This window comes from Flintibacter faecis (genome assembly GCF_014287875.1).
Taxonomy (GTDB): Bacteria; Bacillota; Clostridia; order Oscillospirales; family Oscillospiraceae; genus Lawsonibacter; species Lawsonibacter faecis_A.
Genome location: NZ_JACOPN010000002.1, coordinates 122,861 through 146,154, shown reverse-complemented (window position 1 = coordinate 146,154; position 23,294 = coordinate 122,861). Strand labels below are relative to the sequence as shown.

The 23,294-nt window shown below is 55.2% G+C and carries 17 protein-coding genes; 5 read left to right on the top strand and 12 right to left on the bottom strand.

Translation table 11 applies throughout. From position 1 onward, the window contains the following. Window positions 1–104 precede the first annotated feature (104 nt). The 6 genes from H8S55_RS03360 to H8S55_RS03335 form a co-directional block, all read right to left on the bottom strand. On the bottom strand, window positions 105–1,193 hold the full coding sequence (locus tag H8S55_RS03360; protein ID WP_186877830.1) for a hypothetical protein: 1,089 nt from the start codon (window positions 1,191–1,193) through the stop codon (window positions 105–107). 181 nt (window positions 1,194–1,374) lie between these two features. After that, window positions 1,375–1,965 carry a lactate utilization protein gene (locus H8S55_RS03355; protein WP_186877829.1) on the bottom strand — a complete coding sequence of 197 codons (591 nt, stop codon included), beginning with the start codon at window positions 1,963–1,965 and terminating at the stop codon, window positions 1,375–1,377. Window positions 1,966–2,039: 74 nt separating this feature from the next. Then, window positions 2,040–2,912: a YitT family protein gene (locus tag H8S55_RS03350; protein ID WP_186877828.1), complete on the bottom strand. Its 873-nt coding sequence runs from the start codon at window positions 2,910–2,912 to the stop codon at window positions 2,040–2,042. A 28-nt stretch (window positions 2,913–2,940) separates the two neighbouring features. After that, complete coding sequence (locus tag H8S55_RS03345) at window positions 2,941–5,193, bottom strand: DNA gyrase subunit A (protein WP_186877827.1); 2,253 nt, start codon at window positions 5,191–5,193, stop codon at window positions 2,941–2,943. A 290-nt stretch (window positions 5,194–5,483) separates the two neighbouring features. Next, window positions 5,484–7,475: a DNA gyrase/topoisomerase IV subunit B gene (locus H8S55_RS03340; RefSeq protein WP_186877826.1), complete on the bottom strand. Its 1,992-nt coding sequence runs from the start codon at window positions 7,473–7,475 to the stop codon at window positions 5,484–5,486. Window positions 7,476–7,773: 298 nt separating this feature from the next. After that, window positions 7,774–9,876: a glutamine synthetase III family protein gene (locus H8S55_RS03335; protein ID WP_186877825.1), complete on the bottom strand. Its 2,103-nt coding sequence runs from the start codon at window positions 9,874–9,876 to the stop codon at window positions 7,774–7,776. A gap of 1,023 nt (window positions 9,877–10,899) precedes the next feature. Here H8S55_RS03335 and H8S55_RS03330 point away from each other — a divergent pair. Next, window positions 10,900–11,916, top strand: a complete 1,017-nt coding sequence (locus H8S55_RS03330) for an S-layer homology domain-containing protein (RefSeq protein ID WP_186877824.1) — start codon at window positions 10,900–10,902, stop codon at window positions 11,914–11,916. 39 nt (window positions 11,917–11,955) lie between these two features. Continuing rightward, window positions 11,956–12,891 carry a hypothetical protein gene (locus H8S55_RS03325; RefSeq protein WP_186877823.1) on the top strand — a complete coding sequence of 312 codons (936 nt, stop codon included), beginning with the start codon at window positions 11,956–11,958 and terminating at the stop codon, window positions 12,889–12,891. An 829-nt stretch (window positions 12,892–13,720) separates the two neighbouring features. Here H8S55_RS03325 and H8S55_RS03320 read toward each other — a convergent pair. The 6 genes from H8S55_RS03320 to H8S55_RS03295 form a co-directional block, all read right to left on the bottom strand. Continuing rightward, the gene (locus H8S55_RS03320; protein WP_186877822.1) at window positions 13,721–15,448 is read right to left on the bottom strand and encodes a recombinase family protein; all 1,728 of its coding nucleotides are present in this window, start codon (window positions 15,446–15,448) and stop codon (window positions 13,721–13,723) included. After that, the gene (locus tag H8S55_RS03315) at window positions 15,448–15,750 is read right to left on the bottom strand and encodes a hypothetical protein (protein ID WP_033121834.1); all 303 of its coding nucleotides are present in this window, start codon (window positions 15,748–15,750) and stop codon (window positions 15,448–15,450) included. The genes H8S55_RS03320 and H8S55_RS03315 overlap by 1 nt, the downstream gene beginning before the upstream one ends. An 18-nt stretch (window positions 15,751–15,768) precedes the next feature. After that, the gene (locus H8S55_RS03310) at window positions 15,769–17,058 is read right to left on the bottom strand and encodes a plasmid recombination protein (protein WP_186877821.1); all 1,290 of its coding nucleotides are present in this window, start codon (window positions 17,056–17,058) and stop codon (window positions 15,769–15,771) included. 346 nt (window positions 17,059–17,404) lie between these two features. After that, window positions 17,405–17,626, bottom strand: a complete 222-nt coding sequence (locus H8S55_RS03305; RefSeq protein ID WP_347003522.1) for a type 2 periplasmic-binding domain-containing protein — start codon at window positions 17,624–17,626, stop codon at window positions 17,405–17,407. A gap of 394 nt (window positions 17,627–18,020) precedes the next feature. After that, on the bottom strand, window positions 18,021–19,367 hold the full coding sequence (locus H8S55_RS03300) for a DNA primase family protein (RefSeq protein ID WP_186877989.1): 1,347 nt from the start codon (window positions 19,365–19,367) through the stop codon (window positions 18,021–18,023). A gap of 1 nt (window position 19,368) precedes the next feature. Beyond that, the gene (locus H8S55_RS03295; RefSeq protein ID WP_186877820.1) at window positions 19,369–19,989 is read right to left on the bottom strand and encodes a CHC2 zinc finger domain-containing protein; all 621 of its coding nucleotides are present in this window, start codon (window positions 19,987–19,989) and stop codon (window positions 19,369–19,371) included. Between the two features lie 222 nt (window positions 19,990–20,211). Here H8S55_RS03295 and H8S55_RS03290 point away from each other — a divergent pair, with 222 nt between their 5' ends. From H8S55_RS03290 to H8S55_RS03280, 3 genes are read left to right on the top strand one after another with little or no spacing between them, the layout of a single operon-like run. After that, complete coding sequence (locus H8S55_RS03290) at window positions 20,212–21,318, top strand: DUF6076 domain-containing protein (RefSeq protein ID WP_186877819.1); 1,107 nt, start codon at window positions 20,212–20,214, stop codon at window positions 21,316–21,318. Between the two features lie 10 nt (window positions 21,319–21,328). After that, window positions 21,329–22,036 carry a hypothetical protein gene (locus H8S55_RS03285; RefSeq protein WP_055228676.1) on the top strand — a complete coding sequence of 236 codons (708 nt, stop codon included), beginning with the start codon at window positions 21,329–21,331 and terminating at the stop codon, window positions 22,034–22,036. A gap of 35 nt (window positions 22,037–22,071) precedes the next feature. Next, on the top strand, window positions 22,072–23,259 hold the full coding sequence (locus H8S55_RS03280; RefSeq protein ID WP_033121506.1) for a sigma-70 family RNA polymerase sigma factor: 1,188 nt from the start codon (window positions 22,072–22,074) through the stop codon (window positions 23,257–23,259). Window positions 23,260–23,294: the final 35 nt, after the last annotated feature.

Genomic DNA, 23,294 nt, shown 5'->3' with positions numbered 1-23,294 from the left:
GCAGAGAATCGAAAAATGTCAAGCATAAATCGAAAAAATTTTGGGCCGCCGGAGACGCTGTTTTGCAGCGCCGCCGCCGGCCCGATTTTTTGGGCTAAATGCAGTTACGACGCGGGGAAGGGGGCGGGGCACTGGGGGACAGACTGGCCGTCCCAGACATAGCCCGCCGCGGTCATTTGGGCATCGGTCTGATAGGGAGAAATCCAGTTCTCTACCATGGCAAGGTCCAGATGCCGCCAGCCGTTTTGGGTGGATACCACGTTCCAGAAGTGAGGCCGGCCATTCTGGCTGCCCTCCACCACCATGCAGTCTACGTTCAGCTGCTGGCACAGGGCGGACATGAACAAGGCCAGCCCCTGGCTGTTGGCCCTGCCATCGGTGAGGGCCAGATAGGGGGTGCTGCCCCCGTCGGAGGTATAGCTGCACACCTGCAGGACGGTCTGTCCCGCGGCGGAGATGCGCAGATCTCCGGTGTAGCTCTTCAAGTCCCGGGCCAGCTCCTGGCACTGATAGCGGGTGGTCTCCTGCCGCCGGAGCAGCTCGTCCTGGGGCAGGTGATAGTTCAGCTCCAGCTCCACGATGCGCTGCCGCCCGCTGTCGGGATAGAGGGACACGGATACGTCGGGCAGGTCCTCTGCCGCCTCAGGCACGGCGAAATAGGCCTGACGGAACAGCGCCTGGATATCGTCCACGCCTCCGTCGAAATAGCTGATGCTCAGGGTACACTCCGGGGAGAACTGCTCCAGGGTGGACTCCAGCTGGCTGCGGATGGCGGTGATGCCGGTGGCGGAGACGATGGCATCCATCTGCTCCTTGGTCCGGCGATAGGTGATCTGCACCTCCGCCTCATGATAGGTGAGGATGGGGGAGACGTGATACTGGATATAGTCCACCGCATAGGCCCCCAGGGGATATTCCTGGGTCACCTCCACGCAGGCCCGCTCTAGGTCGGCCTGGACATCCTCGCTCTCATACAGGCGGATGGAGGCGGAGGGCATGCTTTGGGACACCATATAAGTGAGGACATTCACCAATTCCTGATAGCTCTCGGCCCGCAGGGCGGAGTTGTCCCCGGCAGTGGCGGGGGTGGTGCTGTGGACGGTGACGGACACATAGTCCCGATCCAGCAGGGCGGCGCACCCGGTAAGCAGCAGGGACGCGGCAGCGGCAGCGGCCAATATGCGTGTTTTCATGGGAGCGCGGCCCCCCCTTTCTGAGTTAGGAGTTAGGAGTGATGAGTTAGGAGTTAGGAGTGATGAGATAGGAGTTAGGAGTGATGAGATAGGAGTAGGGGCGGATATGATCTGCCCGCGACACCCGACGTAACAGCATGATTTTTGTAGGGGCCGATGTCCCCATCGGCCCATGTGCAGGTCACATCCCCAGATCCTGGTCGATCAGCACGATCTCCATGGTGTCCACGCCCATGGGCTTGTTCCACAGGACCACCAGCTCCCGGCAGATACGCTCCGGGCTGGAGCAGTCATAGCATCGGTCCCCCTTTACGGCGCAGGGGGTCTTGCGCTTTAAACGCTGGGCATTTTTGGGAGCGGCGATATTCCGGGCCCGCCACAGGGCGGCATCGTAGTCCGGGGCGATCTTGTTGGCCCCCACCACGAAATAAACCCGCTTGTGGCCAAACAGGGTGGAGGCCACCCGGTTGCCCGCCCCGTCGATGTTGATAAGCTCCCCCGTCTCGGCCAGGCCGTTTACCGAGCTGAGGTAGACCTCCGTCTGCATCCCGTCCATCCGGTCATCCCCCTTCCAGTGCCACAGGCACCGGTTGTGGGCGGACAGGCGGGGATACAGGTCCAGCTGGTCCAGGGTGACGGAGCCGCCGAAGGCCACCGAGGTCTGGTCGATGACAGAGTCCAGATAGTCTGCCGCCTGCCGGGCGGTGGGAAAGCGCCGGACGGTGTAGCCCCGGCGGGTGAGATTTTCTGTAAGTTTCTCGTAATTCGGCATATAAAACCCCTCCTGAAATTCCCTCGAAATTCCTTGCAGCGCACAAACTGCCCATGGGCGCAGACCGCCCGGGGTCACAGCGCATTTTTCTTGTACCGGGTAAAGCCCCGGCCCAACACCTCATGTGCATCGCAGACGATGAGAAAAGCGTCCGGGTCCAGCTCCTTCACCATCTGACGCACGGCCACGATCTGCCGCTGTTTAAAGGCACACATGAGCACATACTTCTCCTGGCCGCTCCAGGCCCCCTGGCCGTGGAGCAAGGTCACACCCCGGCCTAAATTATGGGTCAGGGCCTCCACCACCGGGTCGGTCTGCTGGGTGATGATATAGGCCACTTTTGCCTTGTCCAGGCCGTAGAGCACCGTGTCGGTGACGTAGGAGTAGGCCACCTGGGCCACCAGACCGTATAGAGCGGCATTGATGCTGCCATAGGCCGCCGAGACCAGCAGCAGGGCGGTCACGTCCACCGCCAGCAGCACCTTGCCCATGGACAGCCAGGGCAGGGCCAGCTTCATCAGCCGGGCGATCAGGTCGGTGCCCCCGGTGGTGGCGCCCTTGGAGAAGATCAGCCCCGCCGCCAGTCCCAGCAGGGCTCCGCCGCACACGGCGGCCAGCATGGGGTCGGTGGCCGGAAAGGAAAATACCAGGTTCAAAGCATCCATGGCCAGCGAGGACAGGGCCATGGCATATAGGGAGGAGGCCAGCAGATGCCCGCCGATGAACCGCCACCCCAGCAGAAACAGAGGGATGTTCACCAGCAGGACAAACAGGCCCACCGACAGAAAGGGAATATAGGTGTGGATGGCCTGGCCCAGACCGGTGATGCCCCCCAGGGCGATCTGGTTGGGGGCATAGAACCAGTTAAAGGCCAGGGCGTACAGCAGGGAGCCCATGGTGATCCAGAGATAAGACGTGAGCAGCTTTTTGGCGGACTGGGTATTCATCAAGAAACCCCTCTTTCTTTTGGGTCTGTCAGGACAGGTTCAGGGTCATTTGCGTCTCGCCCCGGTCCTCCTCTTTCAGCAGAGCGCCGTTTACCGGCAGGGAGCGGGCGCGGTAGCGGGACGGATTGACGATGGCGGTCTGATCCAGGGGCAGGACCTTCTCCACCCGGTATTTGGGCTTGAGGGTCATGATGTTCACGCCCTGGGTGGTGCGGGTGGTCTTGGGGTTCAGGGCGGAGGTGTGGAAGACCATGCAGCGGCCCTCGGTGGTGTACACGGCGGCCTCAAAGTCCTCCCGGACCAAAAACGCCGTGACCAGGGGGGCCTTGTCGGAGTAGGCTCCGGTGAGCTTTTTCCGCCGGGTCTGGGTCTGATAGGCGCTCAACTCCACCCGGGCCACCTTGCCGTTGTCAAAGAAGAACAGCAGATTGCCCGAGTAGTCCCCGGGGATGCAGGCCCACAGGGGACGCTCCTCCTGGTCCATGGCCAGCTTGGTGGGCAGATAGTCCCCCAGAACGCTGGCCTTGGCGTCGTCAAAGTCGCTCAGGCGGGTCTTATAGCACTGCTGTCTGTCGGTGAACACCAGCAGTTCGTCCCGGTTGTTGGCCTCCCACTGGAGGAAGGGGCCGTCTCCGTCCTTATACTTCTGGTCGCTGGCCATGCGCAGGGACTGGGGGGTGATCTTTTTCAGATAGCCCTCGTGGGACAGGAACAGGTGGACGGGATAGTCCGGGGTCTCGTCCTCGGGGTCGGCCTCCGTCTGAGTCTGGTGGTCATAGACGATCTCGGTGTGCCGGGGGACGGCGTATTTCTTCTTCACCTGGGTGAGCTCCTGGGTGATCTGCTTTTTGATGCGCTTGGGGGAGGAGACCAGGTCCTCCAGATCGGCGATCTCCGCCTGGAGCTCGTCTACCTCCTGGGTGCGGCGGAGGATATACTCCTTGTTGATGTTCCGCAGACGGATGTCGGCCACATACTCGGCCTGAGTCTGGTCGATGCCAAAGCCGATCATCAGGTTGGGCACCACCTCGGAGTCCTCCTCCGTGTCCCGGATGATCTGGATGGCCCGGTCGATGTCCAGCAAAATGCGGCGCAGGCCCAGCAGCAGGTGGAGCTTCTCCTTTTTTCGGTTCATGGTAAAATAGGTGCGCCGGCGCACAGAGTCCATCCGCCAGGCGGTCCACTCCTCCAGGATCTCCCGCACCCCCATCACCCGGGGCATTCCGGCGATGAGAATGTTGAAGTTGCAGGACTGGCTGTCCAGCAGGGGGGTGGAGCGGAACAGCTTGGACATGAGCTTGTCCGGGTCGGTGCCCCGCTTTAAGTCGATGGTCAGCTTCAGACCGGACAGGTCGCTCTCGTCCCGCACATCGGAAATTTCCCGGGTCTTGCCCGTCTTCACCAGCTCGATGATCTTCTCTTTGATGGCCTCGATGGTGGTGGAGTAGGGGATCTCATAGACCTCGATCAAATTCTCTTCCTTGACATAGCGCCACTTGGACCGGACCTTGAAGGAGCCACGGCCTGTGCGGTAGATGTCGCTGAGGGCGGCCTGGTCATACAGCAGCTGGCCGCCGGTGGGCAGGTCGGGGGCCTTCAGCGTCTCCATCAGGTCGCACTCCGGGTCCTTCAAATAGGCGATGGTGGCGTCGCACACCTCCCCCAGGTTAAAGCCGCACAGGTTGCTGGCCATACCCACGGCGATGCCCTGGTTGGCGGACACCAGCACGTTGGGGAAGGTGGTGGGCAGCAGGGCCGGTTCCTTCATCTTCCCGTCGTAGTTATCCACAAAGTCCACCGCGTCCTGGTCGATGTCCCGGAACAGCTCGGCGCAGATGGGGTCCAGCCGCACCTCGGTATACCGGCTGGCGGCCCAGGCCATGTCCCGGGAGTACACCTTGCCGAAGTTGCCCTTGCTGTCCACCAGGGGGTGGAGCAGGGCACCATAGCCCCGGGAGAGGCGGACCATGGTGTCGTAGATGGCGGCATCGCCGTGGGGGTTGAGCTTCATGGTCTGGCCCACCACGTTGGCGCTCTTGGTCCGGGGGCCGGAGAGCAGCCTCATCTGGTACATGGTGTACAGCAGCTTTCGGTGGCTGGGCTTAAAGCCGTCGATCTCCGGGATGGCCCGGGAGACGATGACGCTCATGGCATAGGGCATATAGTTGGTCTCCAGCGTTTCGGTGATGGGCTGTTCCAGCACCTCCGCCCGCAGCCCCATGGCCGCAGGGTCCACAGCGGCAGGCACCTTCGCCCCGCCGCCGGTCTTTTTTCTTGCCATTGTATCAGTCCTTTAAAAACAGGTCACAAATTTCAAATATGAGATGGCGGCACCGTAGGGGCGTCCTGTGGTTGCCCGGGATGAGCGGTCCGCTGTCGGCGGGCGGCCACAGGCCGCCCCTACGAAATGCAGCCGACATTTGGTGTAGGGGCGTATCATCCGCCCGTAGTACCCGGTCCGTTGACGGCGGGCGGCTAATAGCCGCCCCTACACCACCAAATGACAGGGTCAAGCATTCTTGGCTCCCCCTGTGGGGGAGCTGGCACGGCGCAGCCGTGACTGAGAGGGAATCACGAAATATCCGCCAGGTCCAGGTATTTATATCCGTTATCCGCGATGTGGCTCTTGCGGCCCTGGAGGTCGTCGCCCAGGAGGAGGTCGAAGACCTGAGCGGTGCGCTCCACATCCTCGGGCATGACCTTGATGAGCCGGCGGGTGGCGGGGGACATGGTGGTCAGAGCCATCATCTCAGGGTCGTTCTCACCCAGGCCCTTAGAGCGCTGGATCTCATACTTTTTCCCCGCCAGCTGGGCCACTTTGTCGTTCTTCTCCTTGTCAGAGTAGGCGAAGAAGGGGTAGGGCATGTCCTTGCAGGTGATCTCGTACAGGGGGGACTCGGCGATGTAGACATAGCCCTGCTGGATCAGGGTGGGGGTCAGGCGATAGAGCATAGTCAGGATCAGGGTGCGGATCTGGAAGCCGTCCACGTCGGCATCGGTACAGATGACGATCTTGTTCCACCGCAGGCTGTTCAGGTCGAAGGTGGCCAGGTCCTTGGCCCGCTTGTCCTGCACCTCCACGCCGCAGCCCAGAACTTTCAGCAGGTCAGTGATGATCTCGCTTTTGAAAATTTTGCTGTAGTCGGCCTTCAAGCAGTTGAGAATTTTGCCCCGCACGGGCATGATCCCCTGGAACTCCGCATCCCGGCTGAGCTTTACGCTGCCCATGGCGGAGTCGCCCTCCACGATGTACAGCTCCCGCCGGGACACGTCCTTGGTGCGGCAGTCCACAAACTTCTGCACCCGGTTGGACAGGTCCATAGAGCCGGTGAGCTTCTTTTTCAGATTCAGACGGGTCTTTTCCGCGTTCTCACGGGACCGCTTGTTGATGAGCACCTGTTCGGCGATCCGCTGGGCATCCTGGGGGTTCTCGGTGAAATAGACCTCCAGCTGCTCCCGAAGAAAGCGGGTCATGGCCTCCTGGACGAATTTGTTGTTGATGGCCTTCTTCGTCTGGTTCTCATAGGAGGCCAGGGTGGAGAAGTTGTTGCTGACCAGGACCAGCGCGTCCTGGATGTCTGGAAAGGTGATCTTGCTCTCATTTTTGTTATATTTGTTCTGGCTTTTCAGATAGGCATCCAGCTCAGAGACAAAGGCGGACCGCACCGCCCTGTCTGGGGAGCCGCCGTGCTCCAGCCAGGAGGAGTTGTGATAGTGCTCGATGACCTGCACCCGGTTGGAGAAGCAGAAGGAGACGGACAGCTTCACCTTGTACTCCGGCTTATCCGCTTGGTCCCGGCCCCGGTCCTCTGTCTGCCAGAAGACGGGCTTGGTGAGGGCATCCTCCCCGGCCAGCTCGGTCACATAGTCCACGATGCCGTTTTCATAGAGAAAATCGGTGGTCTCGAACTTGCCGCCCACCTGGTTGCGGAAGCGGAAGGTGATGCCCGCGTTGACCACCGCCTGCCGCTTCATCACGTCCAGATAGTAGTCTACCGGGATATTGATATCGGTGAACACCTCTGAATCGGGCTTCCAGTGGAACAGAGAGCCCGTCTTTTTGCCCCGGGCTGTGGGCTCCTTGTGCAGACCGCCGATGTTTTCGCCCTTTTCAAAATGGAGGGAGTACTGAAAGCCGTCCCGCCAGATGGTAGCATCGAAATATTCGCTGGAATACTGGGTGGCGCAGGAGCCAAGGCCGTTTAAGCCCAGGGAATACTCGTAGTTGTCCCCGCTGGTGTTGTCATACTTGCCGCCGGCGTACAGCTCGCAAAAGACCAGCTCCCAGTTAAAGCGCTGTTCTTTTTCATTCCAGTCCACGGGGCAGCCTCGGCCCTGGTCCTCCACCTGGATGGACTGGTCTGCAAAGCGGGTGACGGTGATGAGCCGCCCGTGGCCCTCCCGGGCCTCGTCGATGGCGTTGGACATGATCTCGAACACGGAGTGCTCGCAGCCCTCCAGTCCGTCGGAGCCGAAGATAACGCCGGGCCGCTTCCGCACCCGCTCCGCCCCCTTCAGGGCGGAGATAGATTCATTTCCATAGACGGTTTTCTTTTGAGCCATGGTAAACCTTCCTCACTCTTTTCGTGCATGTGACGTACATAATATATCACTATAATCATACCAAATTTTCCGGGGGAAAGTCAAGAAAGACAAAAAGCACCCCGCCTGCGCCTGGAACCTGGCGCGGGCGGGGCTGAAAAAGGATCAAGCCCAATACTCTGGGCAAGCCGGGGCGGACGGCGGAGAAGAGGAGAAGAAAGAAAAGAAAGGAAGCAATGGAGATAGGTACAGAAAAAGGAAGGGTTTTCGCCGCCCGACCAGACCGGCCGCAGGGATGAGCAAAAGGAAGAAAGCGCATTTAAACCTCGAACATCAGATCGCCATAGGTGGGCATGGGCCAGATGGCCTTGTCCACCAGCAGCTCCAGCTCGTCTACGGGCTTGCGCAGGGCGGCCATGGCGGGGACGATCTGGTCGTGATAGGCCATGGCCATGGCGGGCACGTCGTCCATGGAGTCCACCTGGGGCAGCAGGACCTTCAGCTTCTCCAGGGCCTCAGACGCCTGGGAGAGCAGGGCGGAGCACTTCTCCAGCAGCTCCTTCTGCACGGGGGCGGCCACACCGGCACCGGTGACGGCGGCGATGGACTGGCCCAGACGGGTGCAGTAGTGGATGGCGGCGGGGATATAGTGCTTGCCGGCCATGTGGATCATGGTCTGGGTCTCGATCTTCAGCACCTTGGCATAGGTCTCATACATGATCTCCGCCCGGGCCTCCAGCTCGGACTTGGTGTAGATGTTGAACTTGGTGAACAGGTTTTCGGCCTTCTCGGTGGTCAGAGAGGGGATGGCGTTGACCATGGAGGGCAGGTTGGGCAGGCCACGGCGGGCGGCCTCCTCCACCCAGGCATCGGAATAGCCGTTGCCGTTGAAGATGACCCGGTGGTGGGCGGAGAGCATGTCGTGGATGAGCTTGAAGCAGGCGGTGTTGAAGTCGTCGGCCTTCTCCAGCACATCGGCGGCCTCACACATGGCCTCGGCCACGATGGCGTTCAGGGTGGTGTTGGCATCGGCGATGGAGTCGGAGGAGCCCACCATGCGGAACTCGAACTTGTTTCCGGTGAAGGCGAAGGGGGAGGTGCGGTTCCGGTCCGTGGCATCCTTTTTGATCAGGGGCACAGTGGGCACGCCGAAATAGAGCTTTGTGGTGGCCAGCAGCTGCACAGAGTCGGCGTTTGACACGATCTGGTCCACCACGCTGTCCAGCTGATCCCCCAGGAAGATGGAGATGATGGCGGGGGGAGCCTCCTGGGCACCAAGGCGGTGCTCGTTGCCCGGGTTGGAGGCGGAGCAGCGCAGCAGGTCGGCGTGGCGGTCCACCGCCTTGATGATGCAGGAGAGGACCAGCAGGAACTGCAGGTTCTCGTTGGGGGTGTCGCCGGGGTCCAGCAGATTCTCGCCCAGGTTGGTGGTGAGAGACCAGTTGTCGTGCTTGCCGGAGCCGTTTACGCCGGCGTAGGGCTTCTCATGGAGCAGACACACCAGACCGTGGCGGGTGGCCACCCGCTTCATGGTCTCCATGGCCAGCTGGTTCTGGTCCACGGCCAGGTTGCACATGGTATAGATGGGGGCCATCTCGTGCTGGGCGGGGGCCACCTCGTTGTGCTGGGTGGTGGCAGGGATGCCCAGCTTCCACAGCTCCTGGTTCAGGTCGGCCATGAACTGGCCCACCCGATAACGGATCACGCCGAAGTACTGGTCGTCCAGCTCCTGACCCTTGGGGGCGGGAGCACCGAACAGGGTGCGGCCGGTGTAGATGAGGTCCCGGCGCTTTAAATACTTGTCCCGGTCCACCAGGAAATACTCCTGCTCTGCGCCCACAGAGGGGGTGACGCGGGTGGCCTGGGTGTTTCCGAACAGGCGCAGAATGCGCAGGGCCTGGGTGCTCACGGCCTCCATCGAACGGAGCAGAGGGGTCTTCTTGTCCAGGGCCTCGCCGTTATAGGAGACGAAGATGGTGGGGATGCACAGGATAGTGCCGCAGGACATCTCCTTCACAAAGGCGGGGGAGGTCATGTCCCAGGCGGTGTAGCCCCGGGCGTAGTGGGTGGCGCGCAGACCGCCGGAGGGGAAGGAGGAGGCGTCAGGCTCACCCCGGATGAGCTGTTTGCCCGTCAGCTGCAGCAGGGTCTTGCTGTCGTCGGGGGGGGTGATGAAGGAGTCGTGCTTTTCGGCAGTGACACCGGTGAGGGGCTGGAACCAATGGGTGTAGTGGGTGGCGCCCTTCTCCACGGCCCAGTCCTTCATGGCATTGGCCACAATGTCGGCGGTGGCCATGGAGATGTTGCCGCCGTGCTCCATTACGTCCAGCATTTCGGCGTAGGCCGCCTTGGGCAGACGCTCCCGCATGACAGACATGCTGAATACATTTTCACCGAAAATTTCAGAGATGTTCACGCTCATATGATCCGATCCTTTCCGTTTTAGCCGCGGCGGCCCAGGGTAAAAAAAGAGACAACAACGCCAACTCAGACGTCATTGCCCTACTTCACAGCCGACCGCTCTACTCCACATCCAAAATAGGAAGCAAGCAAATCTTCTACTATTACCATACCCTATCCCGGCCCTGTTTGCAAGAGTGAATTCTGACTAAAGTTCCCGCCGGGGGAGAAAGAAGAATGTGGAGGTTCTTACGAAAGTGCAGGAAAATCGGCGAAAAACGCCCCATGTCCCGAGAAATATCCACGATTTTGGCGGAGCAGCTGCACAAAAGACCGGTTTCTTAGAATTCTTTTAAGAAACCGTCCGGTGCTTGTCTGGCTCACTTTACCCATGATATAATAAATATGATAAGTAAATCCAAGAGAGACGCAATGCTATGATGTATATGCATTGCCAAAAGCAGGAGCCTATTACGTATCTTATGTTTACACACGGTACGTTTTGAAGTATAATTCAGACTGTCAAAAAAGCCTGTCATTGCGAGAAGGCCCAACGGGCCGACGTGGCAATCCGTAACCCCCGTCCCTTGGCCCCCTTGTGAAAGGCCGATTCCCCTTGTCAAGGGGAAATGTCCCGAAGGGACAAAAGGGATAGGGCTAGCTGTCAGCGAAGCTGACTGAGGGATTCCGTTCTTAGGACAGCTTTCTTGTGGTCGGAATCCTTCCGTCACGGGCTGCGCCCGTGCCACCTCCCTTTCACAAGGGAGGCTGCCCTCTCAGTCACGGCTCACGCCGTGCCAGCTCCCCCACAGGGGGAGCCAAGGGAACGAGAGGGGCGTACCCCTTGCGGGTGCTGCGCAGCCGTTGGCAGCTTTGCTGCCTTACGGATGCGGCGTACCCCTTGCGGGTGCTGCGCAGCCGTTGGCAGCTTTGCTGCCTTACGGATGCGGCGTACCCCTTGCGGGTGCTTCGCTCCTCGGAATGACAGAAAAGGGTTTATCGACACGCTGAATTACAACATATAGCAGAAAGGAATTGATTTGAAATGAAAACTCGTCGTCTTGCCGCCGGTGCTATGAGCATCGCCCTGGCAGTCACTATGCTCTCCACCACAGCCTTCGCGGCCTCTGTGAAGTTCACCGATGTGCCCGGCAATCATTGGGCTTCTTCCTCCATCACCGAGATGGCTGACAAGGGTGTTATGTCCGGCATTGGCAACAACCTGTTTGCGCCCAGCCAGCAGCTCTCCAATGCTGAGTTCATCACTATGCTGGTGAGGCAGTTCTACTCGGACAAGCTGGGAGCCGAAGGCAGCACTTGGTACGCCCCCTTCATGGCCGGCGCCAAGAGTGCCAATATCCTGACCGGCACCAACGTTGGATCCAACGAGAATCTGGCCACCTCCACCATCAATCGCTATGACATGGCCCAGCTCATGTACAACATACTCAAAGCCCAGGGTATCACCACTTCTTCCCTCTCTGACACCTCCAAGGTGGCCGACTGGGCTTCTGTCCCCTCTACCTACCGTGACGCCGTGTCCGTCTGCTACAATATGGGGATGCTGACCGGTGTGGACAACAAGGGCACCTTCAATGGTACCGGAGTGATGGACCGTGCCCAGGCCGCCGTTGTCATGAGCCGCCTCATCGAGGTCTGCTCCGGTGGTACTCCCTCTACTCCCGTAGTCCCGGAGAAGCCTGCTGGCTCTCTGACCCTGACCGGGGACAATATCCTCTACATTAGTGGTGATGGCTCTAAGTATGAGAACGGTGTCTTCCACCTATACAACTCAGGTTTTGAGGGTACAGGTGGCTACATCACTTTTAATAATCCCGGATACTCTACTCTTACATTCACTGTGACCATTCATGAGAAGAGACATAGTGTTGATGCTGGAGGTATTGATGGGATTGACAACATCGCCGCCGTGTATGGGAAGCAGGATCCTGAAACCACAAAAACCTACACTGCAGATATCTCTGGATGCAAGAAAATTCAGATTTGTGTCGCATCTGGTTATTTCTGCAACGCCGAGGTCTCCAACATCTATCTGAGTTAATCCCCAACATCGTCTATATGATAGAATGTGAGGTGCGTTATGAAGCGGAGAGCGGTTTTGGCGCTGGCGGTTCTGGCTGTGGTGGTCCTGTGCGCTCTGGCGGGCATCTGTCTCACCTATCCCATCAAGCTGGACCAGGCCACGCTGCCCGGCTATCTGGCGGACTTTTATGACAGGGGGCGCAGCACGCCCCTGTCTCCTCAGGTGACGGTGTATGACGAGCTGGAGCTGGGCCGGCGAAACTATTACCTGTTTGAACTGGGGCCCGATTTAGAACTGGGTACCGCCACATTGGAGCGCGGCCCCCTGGGGCGGTATAGGATCGTCCGCATGGGCTGGGGCGGCGGAAATTTTCAGAACAATGTGGTGGAGAGCGGCGGGAAGAAGTATCTGCTCATCGCCGGGCGGGACGCCGGGGAGCAGATCGCCAAAATATCCGCCCAGCTTGGGGGAGAGACCTATGACCTGTACCCCCAGGGGGATCACTTCCTGGTCTGCACCGAACTCAGCGACACAGTGGGGGATACCCATGTGGATGACCTGACCTTTTATAACGGGGCGGGGGAGGACATCTCGGGGGACTATTTTCCCGGCAGCGCGCCGGAGCCGCCCGCTGGGATAGGGGATGCCGACTGGGCGGCCCCCACGGATACGGGTCTGGCGGAGACGGTTTGGGGCTGTCCTGGCTGGGTCTTGAAGCTGCACGGCGAGGAGAACGCCGCCGGCCTGGCGGAGCTGTGTGAGAGCCAGGAGGGCCAGTCCGACGAGCTGGTCTGCTCCGGCCGCTGGAAGATGGAGGGAGACGACCTCCACCTGGAGCTGTCCGGCCGGGACATGACGGTCAGCGGCAGCTTCCCCGTGGAGATATCCCCCTCCGGCGAACAGCTGCGCATCCACTCCGCAAAAGAGGGGGAGCAGCTGCCCTTCCTGCAGGACCAGGAGGACGAAGCTGAATTGACGCTGTATTTTGGGTAGAGAAAAAACCGGGCCGCGGCACACGCCGCGGCCCGGTCAACATGTCGATAAACCCTTTTCTGTCATTCCGAGGAGCGAAGCACCCGCAAGGGGTACGCCGCATCCGTAAGGCAGCAAAGCTGCCAACGGCTGCGCAGCGACGTGGGAATCCGTAACCCCCGTCCCTTGGCCCCCTTGTGAAAGGCCGATTCCCCTTGTCAAGGGGAAATGTCCCGAAGGGACAAAAGGGATAGGGCTAGCTGTCAGCGAAGCTGACTGAGGGATTCCGTTTTTAGGTCAGCTTTCCGGGGGTCGGAATCCTTCCGTCACGGCTGCGCTGTGCCACCTCCCTTTGACAAGGGAGGCTGTTGGACGGGGATACTGTGGGTGCATACGCCGACGGCGGGCCGCTGAGGACAGCGGCCCCTACGGACGAGATTCGTCACATTCCGTAGGGGCGGATGTCCCCATCCGCCCGGCCCCCGCCGCTTTGCTGTCACGCATCATTAGGCCCCCTTGTTAAAGGGGGCTGTCAGCGAAGCTGACTGAGGGATTCCGTTCTTAGGACAGCTTTCTTGTGGTCGGAATCCTTCCGTCACGGGCTGCGCCGTGCCACCTCCCTTTGACAAGGGAGGCTGTTGGACGGGGTCACGGATGCGGCGTACCCCTTGCGGGTGCTGCGCAGCCGTTGGCAGCTTTGCTGCCTTACGGATGCGGCGTACCCCTTGCGGGTGCTGCGCTCCTCGGAATGACAGAAGAGGGTTTATCGACACGCTGAAAAAACCTGCAATCCCAAGGCTTAATAGTGACAAGTAACTATTTTGTCGCAGAGAACGGTGTGACCCGAAGGTCACGCCGTTTTTCTGTGTTCATAGGTTGTTTGCGTGATGATAGGCTCGGAAATAACGGGAATATCTACATCGTCCACGAAGTTGAAGAAAATCTTCACTTTCTGCTTGCGCTTGCCGCTGGATTTGTCCGGGGCATAGACGATGATTTTCTTGATATACTCGTTCACGATGGTCTGTGTCAGCTTCTCCACATCCACATATTTCTGTGTCAGGGCGATAAAGGCATCCAGACCGTCGTTCATTTCTTCCCGCTGTTCCACCCATTCTTCGATAACTTCAATTTCGAGCTTTAACCGTTCCTGCTCCGCTTCATAGTCCGCAGACATCTTTCTGTATCTGTCCTGATTGAGATTTCCAAGAACATAGTCCTCGTACAGCCGGGCGATGATGACATCCAGATCGGCAAGGCGTTTCTTTGCCTGTTCCAGCTTCTTTTTGTCATCCCGGATGCTGCGCTCCTGGTCAGTCCTGCGGCATTGCAGCCATTCCTCCTGAAAACCGTCCACATCGCTTCGGATATACTCATTGACTGCCCGGATGCGTTCCAGAACGATTTCACGAAGCACATCTTCCCGGATATAGTGGGCAGTACAAGTACCACGGTTGCTCTTGTAGTTGTTGCAGACGTAGTGATCCTGCTTGCCCTCAAAGCTTTTGCTTGTGGCAAAGTGGAGCTTGCCGCCGCAATCGGCACAAAACAGAAGCCCGGAGAACAATCCCTGCCGTTCCGCTTTTGCGGGGCGGCGTTTGTTTTTCCTCAGTTCCTGCACCCTGTCAAACTGTGCCTGAGATACAATCGCTTCCTGTGTGTCCGGCAGATAAAACATATTCTCCGGCTCATTGGGAATCCGCTTTTTCAGCTTGTAGGACTTGGAATAAGTCTTGAAGTTGCAGGTACAGCCTGTGTACTCCTGCCGTTCCAAAATCCCTGCAATGGACTGGTTGCCCCAGTGGTACGGTCTTTCCGGCATCGGCTTTTTCTTTCGCTTGGCATAGAGTGCCTTTGCGGTCATAATCTGCTTTTCTTCCAGAATCCTTGCAATCTGCTCCGGGCCTTTGCCGTCAATGCAAAGGTCGAAGATGAGCTTGACTACCGGAGCCGCTTCTTCATCCAGAATCCAGTGATCCTTGTCCTCCGGGTCACAGCGGTATCCGTAGGGCGGTTTGCCCATGTGCTTCCCACTGGTTCCTCTCTGCCGCAAACTGACACGGACTTTCTTGCTGGTATCACGGGGATACCACTCGTTGAACAGATTACGGATTGCGGCGAAGCCCTCGCTGTCTCCCCGGTTGCTGTCTACGCCATCATTTATAGCGATAAAGCGGACATCATAACTCGGAAAGATAATATCCGTATATTGTCCAACAGTCAGATAGTCACGACCAAAGCGGCTGAGGTCTTTGACCAGCCAGCAGCCCACAAGCCCCTGCTTGACAAGCTCAAAGCCTTCCTGCACACCGGGACGATTGAAGTTCGTCCCCGTATAACCGTCATCCACCAGAATTTTCAGGTTTGTATACCCGTGGTCACGGGCATATCGGGTTAAATACTCTCTCTGATTTGCGATACTGTTACTCTCGCCTTCCTGGGCATCCTCGTTGCTCAGACGGCAATAGAGAATGGTAATTTTCTGCTGATCCAACATAATATCCTCCTTCGGTGGTTGGTCAGCCGACAGTACCGTTGTGCATATTGGAATTATATCATGCTTTTGTGTCGCAGTCATTAACAAATCACCCCCTTGTCAGAAAAAATGAGCCGTTTTACCTTGTCGGTAAGTGGCTCATTTCCATCACACTCCGTTTCAATCACATACCATGTGTTTCCGATCTTGCACTCAATGGTTTTGCAGAAAGAGGACTGTGCCGCTTCCCAACGCTTGCGGCATTCTTCCAGAAAATCAATAGGCGGCTCAAAAATCGGATCGAAGCAGGAGCAAATATCAATATAGCCGATGGCATCGTTGATTTCTTCCATCGGGGCATCTTCCATAATCATCTTGTTAATTTCATCTACGGTTTTCTTCATAGGCAAATAGTTCCTTTCTTAAATTTCCATGTCCTGTCCACGATTGCGGGCAGGGTGTTTGTGTTCATACAGTTCCTTTCCCCTGGCGAGGATGGCATTGATAAAAGCCCAGACCTTTTCAGATGCAATCTCAATCGCATCCAGGAAAGGCTGGGCTTTTTGTTTCAGCTCCTCATAGTCTTTGTTCAGTTTTTCAAAACGGTCTTTCCATATCTTTGCGTTTTTATCTGCCTGCTCGAATTTCTGCTTGTATTTCAGCTTCTCAGACTTTTCCGCAAAGCTGCTGACCGCATAATCCTTTAGCGTGCGGCACTCATCCACCGTCATGGTAACATTTCCCGTAATGGGATTTTTCTTGCCCATCGACTCAATCTCATGTGCAGTCATAGCAACAGACTTAGCAGCCTGAGTTTCCTTTTTCAGAGCTTCCAGTTTCTTTTTCTGCTTCTCCGTGGCAGCTTTGGCATCCGCTAAGCTCTGCTCGGCCTGTGCCACCTGTCCGGTCACAGCTTCCAAACGCTGCTGTTCGGCCTGTACCTTGAACTGTGTCACCGTCAGATGTTCTTCGGTGCTGCCACATTCTCCACGCTCTACATCGGTATAACCAGCGTTTCGCATGAAATTGAAAAAGTCATCCTGCAGCACACTGTAGGACGACTTCAAAATCTTTTTCCCTTTTGCGTTCAACATAGGATTTCCGTTTTCATCAAGAACGGGTTTGGATTCCCACTTCTTACTGCGGCTGACCTGTGTGATCGTTTCCTTTACCGTTCCCCGGAGGGATTCATCCTTGCATCGCTTCGACCACAGGATTTGTTTCTCCACCACCGGGATATAAACCACATGAAGGTGATAGTGGTACACATCCTCACCCAGAGCTTCCGACATTGCCCGGTTGCGCTCGTCGGCATGCATTACAGCGGAGAGGATATACTGCTCACCGCCCACGATCTCCACGGCGGCTTTATAGGCATCGGCATAAAACTGTTTTGCAAACTCATAGCCGCCGTGGTTGTAGAAATAAGTGGAGTTCACATCGAAAACCAACTCGCCATATTTGACGGCATCCGGTTTCAGCCCTCTGGTGGAGATGATCTTGTCCTGCTCCATCTGCTCAAACATTTTTACATAATCGTCAGTGGGAGACTTGAAGTGAACATTCAGCGCAGTACGTTCCGGCACGATGTCCACATTGGAATAACGGTCTTTTTCACGCTCATTGTGTTCCTGTACTTTTGTCACATCATCCGGAGTTTCCAAGTCCTGATTTCTGGCTAAGGTACGATCAATTCCATCATTTCTTGCCATAGATTTTTGTCCTTTCTTTAAGATTTGCAGACAGCGGAGGGCTGAGGAACGGCACTTTTTCAAAGTGTAATAACCCACTATTACACTTTCATCCATGCTGGCTACAAAGTGCCGTGGGCTCTCCGAGGGCTCTCCCGAGGGGGAATGCGGTCACTGCGGTGACCTCTGCTGACCAAGGCAAAATGTCTGCGCCTTTTACCTTGGTCAGCCCGTCTGCATGAAGCTGTTCTGCGGAACATTTTTTGCAGACGATGGCAGCGAAAACCGTATCTTTCACTGCCTGTCCATGGGCAGCACTGCGGTGCGCCTATGGGGACGGGAGATGCGGAGGGCTGTTGCCGGGGTATCACTTCTCCCGTCTTTTCTGCCATACGATGTCGTAACCAAGCACAGCGGCAAGCTCCAATACTTCCTTGTATCGTATACTTTCCCGCTGTAATTTTGCGGACAGGTTGGAAACGCTGTCGCTCCATCCGTACTCGTCCGAGAGCAGGTCAACAACTTCCTGCATGGTCATCCCGGCACGGATGATCTGTGCCTTTATTTCGTTGCGTATATTCATATTGATAAAATCCTCCATAATTCAGTTCATGTGTCGGTGCAACCTCTGCGCTCCAAGGTGGAGTGGATGCACCGAACAGTGAAAAATCTGCAATCTCCGAAATCCGTTCAGAATTTCGCTTGTGATGTCCTGTCCATATATGACCATATCCCACTTTGCCGTTTTGTGTGGTTTGGTCTGGAACAGTGAAAACACCCATTGTTCCGTGAACAGGGTACACGGTTCAGAGAAGCACGATTTCGTGAAATAGTTTCGTCCTGCGGTCAAAAACTTTGCTGTTTCCATTACCATTGATTTTTAATGCCCGAAAACAGGTCAGCTTTGAAAGCTGCTGTTTCCTATAACGGAAGAAAACAGGGGTAAATGCTGCGTACATACGTACAGAGCATGACTGGCAAAATCAATCCCGCCAGTCCTCCGGTACGTACGTACACGGCGAAACATCGTAAAATCCATTTATATGAGGTCTTGCCACAGCTTCCACGCCCATAAAGCCCCACACCCGCCGTCCGGCAGAGTTGGTGATGTTGTTGCAATGCTCCAGATTGAATCTCCCGGCATTGGCAATCATGGCATCGCTGAAGCTACGGGCTTTCAGCGGTGCAAGGGAGTTTTCCTCACACCACATCCGGTAGATTTCATAGAAATCCTTAGAGCTGATGGAAGCATCCGCTTTCAATCGGATGTATCCCTCCGACTCCATGAAATCAAAGATATTGTTGTTGTCACGCTTGACCGCTTCCCGGTTTTTCCGGATACGGTCACTCTCCGTAAACTTAAAGTTGTTGGCAACAAGCCGCTGTAAGCCTTCAAATGCCCACAGGAAGATACCCTCGGCTTCAGCTTTCATCTTCTCTGCAAGGTCAGGATCATCGGCTCTGTCCATGGGCTTTTCTTTGGTGGTCAGCACAAGCTGTCTGCGGTAAAAACCATCGCTGCGATCATATAGGGCTTGCAGATCACCATTGCTGAATGCCAGCAACCGGGCAAACATCCAGCCCTGATAACTCTGCTTGCCCTTGCGTTCCAAGTCCATTTTGCCCTGTGCAGTCACGATGGATTTTACATAGCTGGTCTGACGCAGAGCTTCCATCCGCATATCATCATCCACGCACAGCAGGATGTGTTCCAGATCGGCACGGGCAAAACGGTTTTCAGAAATCTTCCCGATGCTGCCGTCTTTCATATTCGTGCCGAAGATGGTGGACAGCACCGCACCGATTTGAGATTTACCCTCGCCACCGTTGCCTTTAATCACCATCATGCGCTGCCCCTTGTTGGAGGGAATCAGGCAATAGCCGATAAACTCCTGCAAAGTTGGAATGTCCTCGGCGTAAAGCAACCCATCCAGAAAGTTCAGCCAGATCACCGGTGCAGGAGCATCGGGATTATAGCCGACAGGCAGACGGCTTCGCACGATAGCCGGTCTGCCTTCGGTGAAAGTGCCGTTCAAGAGCAGCGTACCGTTGGCAACATGGATGCGATCCTGCTCCGGAGGGAAGTCAGACACCTGCGCTTCCAGTTTCAGCACTTCCAGAATGTTGGTGATCTTCCGTGGGATGTTGTTCACGGCACAAAATTTCAGCTTGTCGTAAATCTCCCCACGCAGAGGAAGGTCATCCGTCACTCGACCATCGGGCGTGAAAAAAGCTCCGTTTGCGAAGATGATTCTGCGCTCATGCAGAAATTCTTCACAAAACAGAGCTTCGTTGATGTTCTGCCCGTCAAACCAGACAGGAAAATTCATATTAGGCGTTTTCCGGTTCTTCGCCACGGTGCGCCACCTCCTTTTTCTTTTGTGCGGTATACTCTTGCAGAAAAGCAATTTTGTCGTCCTGCATCAGCTTGTCCACCAATGCCACCCGTTCTTCCAGATCACCCACCGTCAGCACATCTGCCATATATTCGATATAGCAGTGCATCTGGCAGGCTTCCACAAAACGGTCATCCAGAGCATCTTCCGGTGTCTTGGGTGCGTATCGTATTTTCCAATCTTCCAGCAGATGCAGATAATCCGTCAGCACCCGGAAACACAGCATTTCATTCTCCCGGAACTGACGGATATAGGGACGCTTTGGCTTGACCATAGCTGCGGCAGTGGGCGGTTTCGGGTCAAGCCCGAAGTCCGCAGCCAGCTTTTGCGCTGCTTCATAACTGCTCAGATCGAACAGTCTTGCCACAAGGTCGATTACATCCCCCTTGGCTCCGCAGCCGAAGCAGAAGAAATAATCCTCGTTCAGCTTCAAGCTCGGATGCCTGTCGTTGTGGAACGGGCAGCAAGCCATACCATTGCGGTTGACATTCAGCCCGTAGTGTTTTGCGGCTTGCTTTACGCTGATTGCCGCCTTGATGATTTCATAGATTGTCATAGAAAAACCTCCGTTCATAGTATTTAGAAAGCACGAAACACCCGCCGTGATTGGCAGGGGTTTGGCTCCTTCTACTATGGTTATGCCGGATTTTTCAAAAAACAGGCTAATCGGAGGACAACCCCGTTTCAAAAAACAGGACAACTTATGGATAGATGTAGATTTCTTTACATTAGCATGATAGAATTAAGAAAATGAAAAAACAGGACAGGAGGGGCAAGCATGAACCAAGAACTGATGACATTGGATTTTTGGCAGGATACGGTCATATATGAGGGAAAAACACTTCCTGTCGGCGCTCTTGCCTGTGATGCGCTGAATGTCCCTGCGGATACCATCGCAAAGATGAACGAGCAATGCGAGAAAATCAATCTGCTGCTTGGAATATTAAACGCCGGACAGGATGCTTCTGCACTCTGTCCTATTGCAACGGAAGCTGCTCTGACGATGCTTGATATTCTCAGTCCAACACCGCCGTTCTCCTATATGAATATCTCAAAGCACAGAGAACGGATTGAAAAAGTCTTTACTGTGGACAATGCGCTGAAATATGTGGAGTTTGCCATAAAAGCCGCAACCAATTCTTTGCAATTTGAAGAAATCCAGAACTTTGCCGATGCGATGACGCTCCAACGCTATACCGCAGTTTTCGGGCATCTGGCATACTCCCTTGGGGAATACCAAACGGCCATGCTTGATTTTGCAGAAAAATCAGACGGCAATGAAGCAGAACGCACCGCAGAGGGTTTTGCAAAAATGTTCGGCGACTATTTTCCGCCGGAGTTCTCTATCACGGAGGGCAATGCCTGGATGTCTACTTTGAATAATTCCGTTCAGTATATATCGGTCATCCGTCCCGGCGAAAAAGTTGCGAAGCTGGTCAAGCGGATGCACTATGTATCCTTTGTAGGGATGTTCCGGTCTGATCTTTTTGAGGGCTTATGTGTTGGTCATGCCCCGAAAAAATGCAAAATCTGCGGCAAGTGGTTCCTCACCACCAACGCAAGGCACACCAAATACTGCGGCGGCTATGCACCGGGGGACAAGCTGCACCGCACTTGCCGACAGATCGGCAACCTGAAAGGCAGAGAACAACGGGAGCTTGCGGACGATCATCCGGTGAAACAGATTTATGAGAAACGGCTGAACACCATAAACCGCTATGTGAAGCGTGGTACTCTGGACGCTGATCTTGCAGAGGTTATGAAAAAGCTGGCAAAGGATAAAATGCTTCGAGCGCTGAGCAATGTCGCCTATGCCAAAGGTGATTACGAAAAAGAGATGGGACAGGCTGCTTTGAAGAAAGAAGCAAAATTACGGACGAAATGAGGAATATGTAATGGCACAGAAATATGATTTAACTGATATTGGGAATGCGCTTAGCCGGGTTATGGACAATCCTATGACCAAAATAATCCGTTCTGGCTCTATTGGTGTGTTGGGCGTAGTAAACCCAGTTGCGGGAATTGTAGGCGGAATAGGAAATGATCTTCTATCTGAATACAATACCTTCAAACTCGGCCATCTACTGAACGGTCTTGCATCTGGCTTTAATCTCGAAAGAAGATTGAACGAGCTTTACAACTATGTAAACTCCAGCCCGGAAAAGGCTATTATCGTAGCCAATCTGTTCAAACAAACCGTAAATGCAGAATGCCCAAAGGTTTGCGTTATTTATGGTCTAATTCTTGCAAACCATTTAGAAACACTTACAGAATTCACGCACGAAGAATTGATTGTCTGTAAAGCTTTGGAAAACGCTACGGATTATGATCTGAAGAATTTCAAAGAAATAATGGAGAACTATCTTAAGCCAACATCAAATGGAAGAAGAATTGTATTTCCAAAAGACTTTGCAGATATTGCTGCTTTCACCACCACATGCGATTGGTGTGTATATAATAGAATCTTTGTTTCTCGCACAGCAGAGTGGGGTGAAATGGAAGAAGGCATTTTGGATATGAGCACGTACTATTACGAGGCAAATCCTGCATCTGTTCTTCTGGATAATATAAATGCTGCAAGACAAACTTGGAATTATGGTTAATTATTCCCGCTGATTACTTAGAAGGGAGGTGCGCTATGCTAAATGATTTTTCGTGGAACATGACCGGATACATACCGAAGCACCAAGTTAATCCACACGGTGACGGCATCATCCCCTATGTGGCAGAGCGCATCTTCCAACTGGAACCGGAACCGCCAGCGGTGGACAGTCTGAATGAATATATCCTGTCTGCTTTGCGGGAAAAGAATTTGCTATATTTTTCGTTCTTTCTGCACCACTACGAAACGCAGCTCAACAAGCGCATCAAAGGCTTTCTCAGTGTGGACGGCGGCAATCTGTACGACACAGACCGATTTATCGATATAAAGATCTCCTGCCGGGAGCAAATGCTCCAAAAGCTGATGGACTATGATCCTGCCAAGGGTGCGGAGTATGCTACATACATCTATCCGTTCATCTGGGATTCTATGCTCCGTTTCCGCATGGGCGAAGAAAAATGGTCGGTATCCTCTCTGACCAATTACAAAATGGTGCGATCAATGGCGTGGCTGTACCATAACACCAAAGATGCGGTCAACCAGTTTTCCAAGAAGTATAACTGCGACCTTGCTCTTGCGGAAGAATATCTGAAAGTTGTCCGTGGAATCCGCAACCAGCAGCCGTTCTATATAACGGACGAGGACGGCGAGGAAACAGGCGAGGATATAGCCCTTGACGATAGCTGGAACTATACCGACATCCTCTGGAACGGCATACAAGCAGAAAAGGTACAGCGGGCATTTGAGAAGCTGAATTACCGGGAACAGACCTTGCTCGAAAAACGGTTAGCAATCTGTATGACCTGCGGGCGAGTTGGCTCATGGAAGAACCGCCCCACTTTTGAAGAATTGGCGATTATGTTTGAGGGCAGCACAGCCAGCGGTGCAGAGCGAGCCTACCGGAAAGCGGTGGACAAACTGACAGAACTGCTGGTTGCCGAAGGTGCGCTCCATGCTGTCCGGCTGAAACAGAAAACCAAAACCAAGCGCAAAAAGAAAATCGCCGCCGCAATCTACGAATATCAAGCAGACTGCGACGGCGAATGGGGCGAAATTTCAGTTGATTTTGAGAACGGCACAGCAGAGATTATCCGACTTGCTGATTGGGATACAATTAAAACGAACTGGTTTGCCAAGGAGGCGATCCGGTATATTTTATCATTGTCGCCTGATGCTCTTACAAAATATATGCTCGTCCCCCTTGAGCCGCCACTTATATCTTGAATCCTTACAACCACTGTAAGTGGTATTTGCTGTGT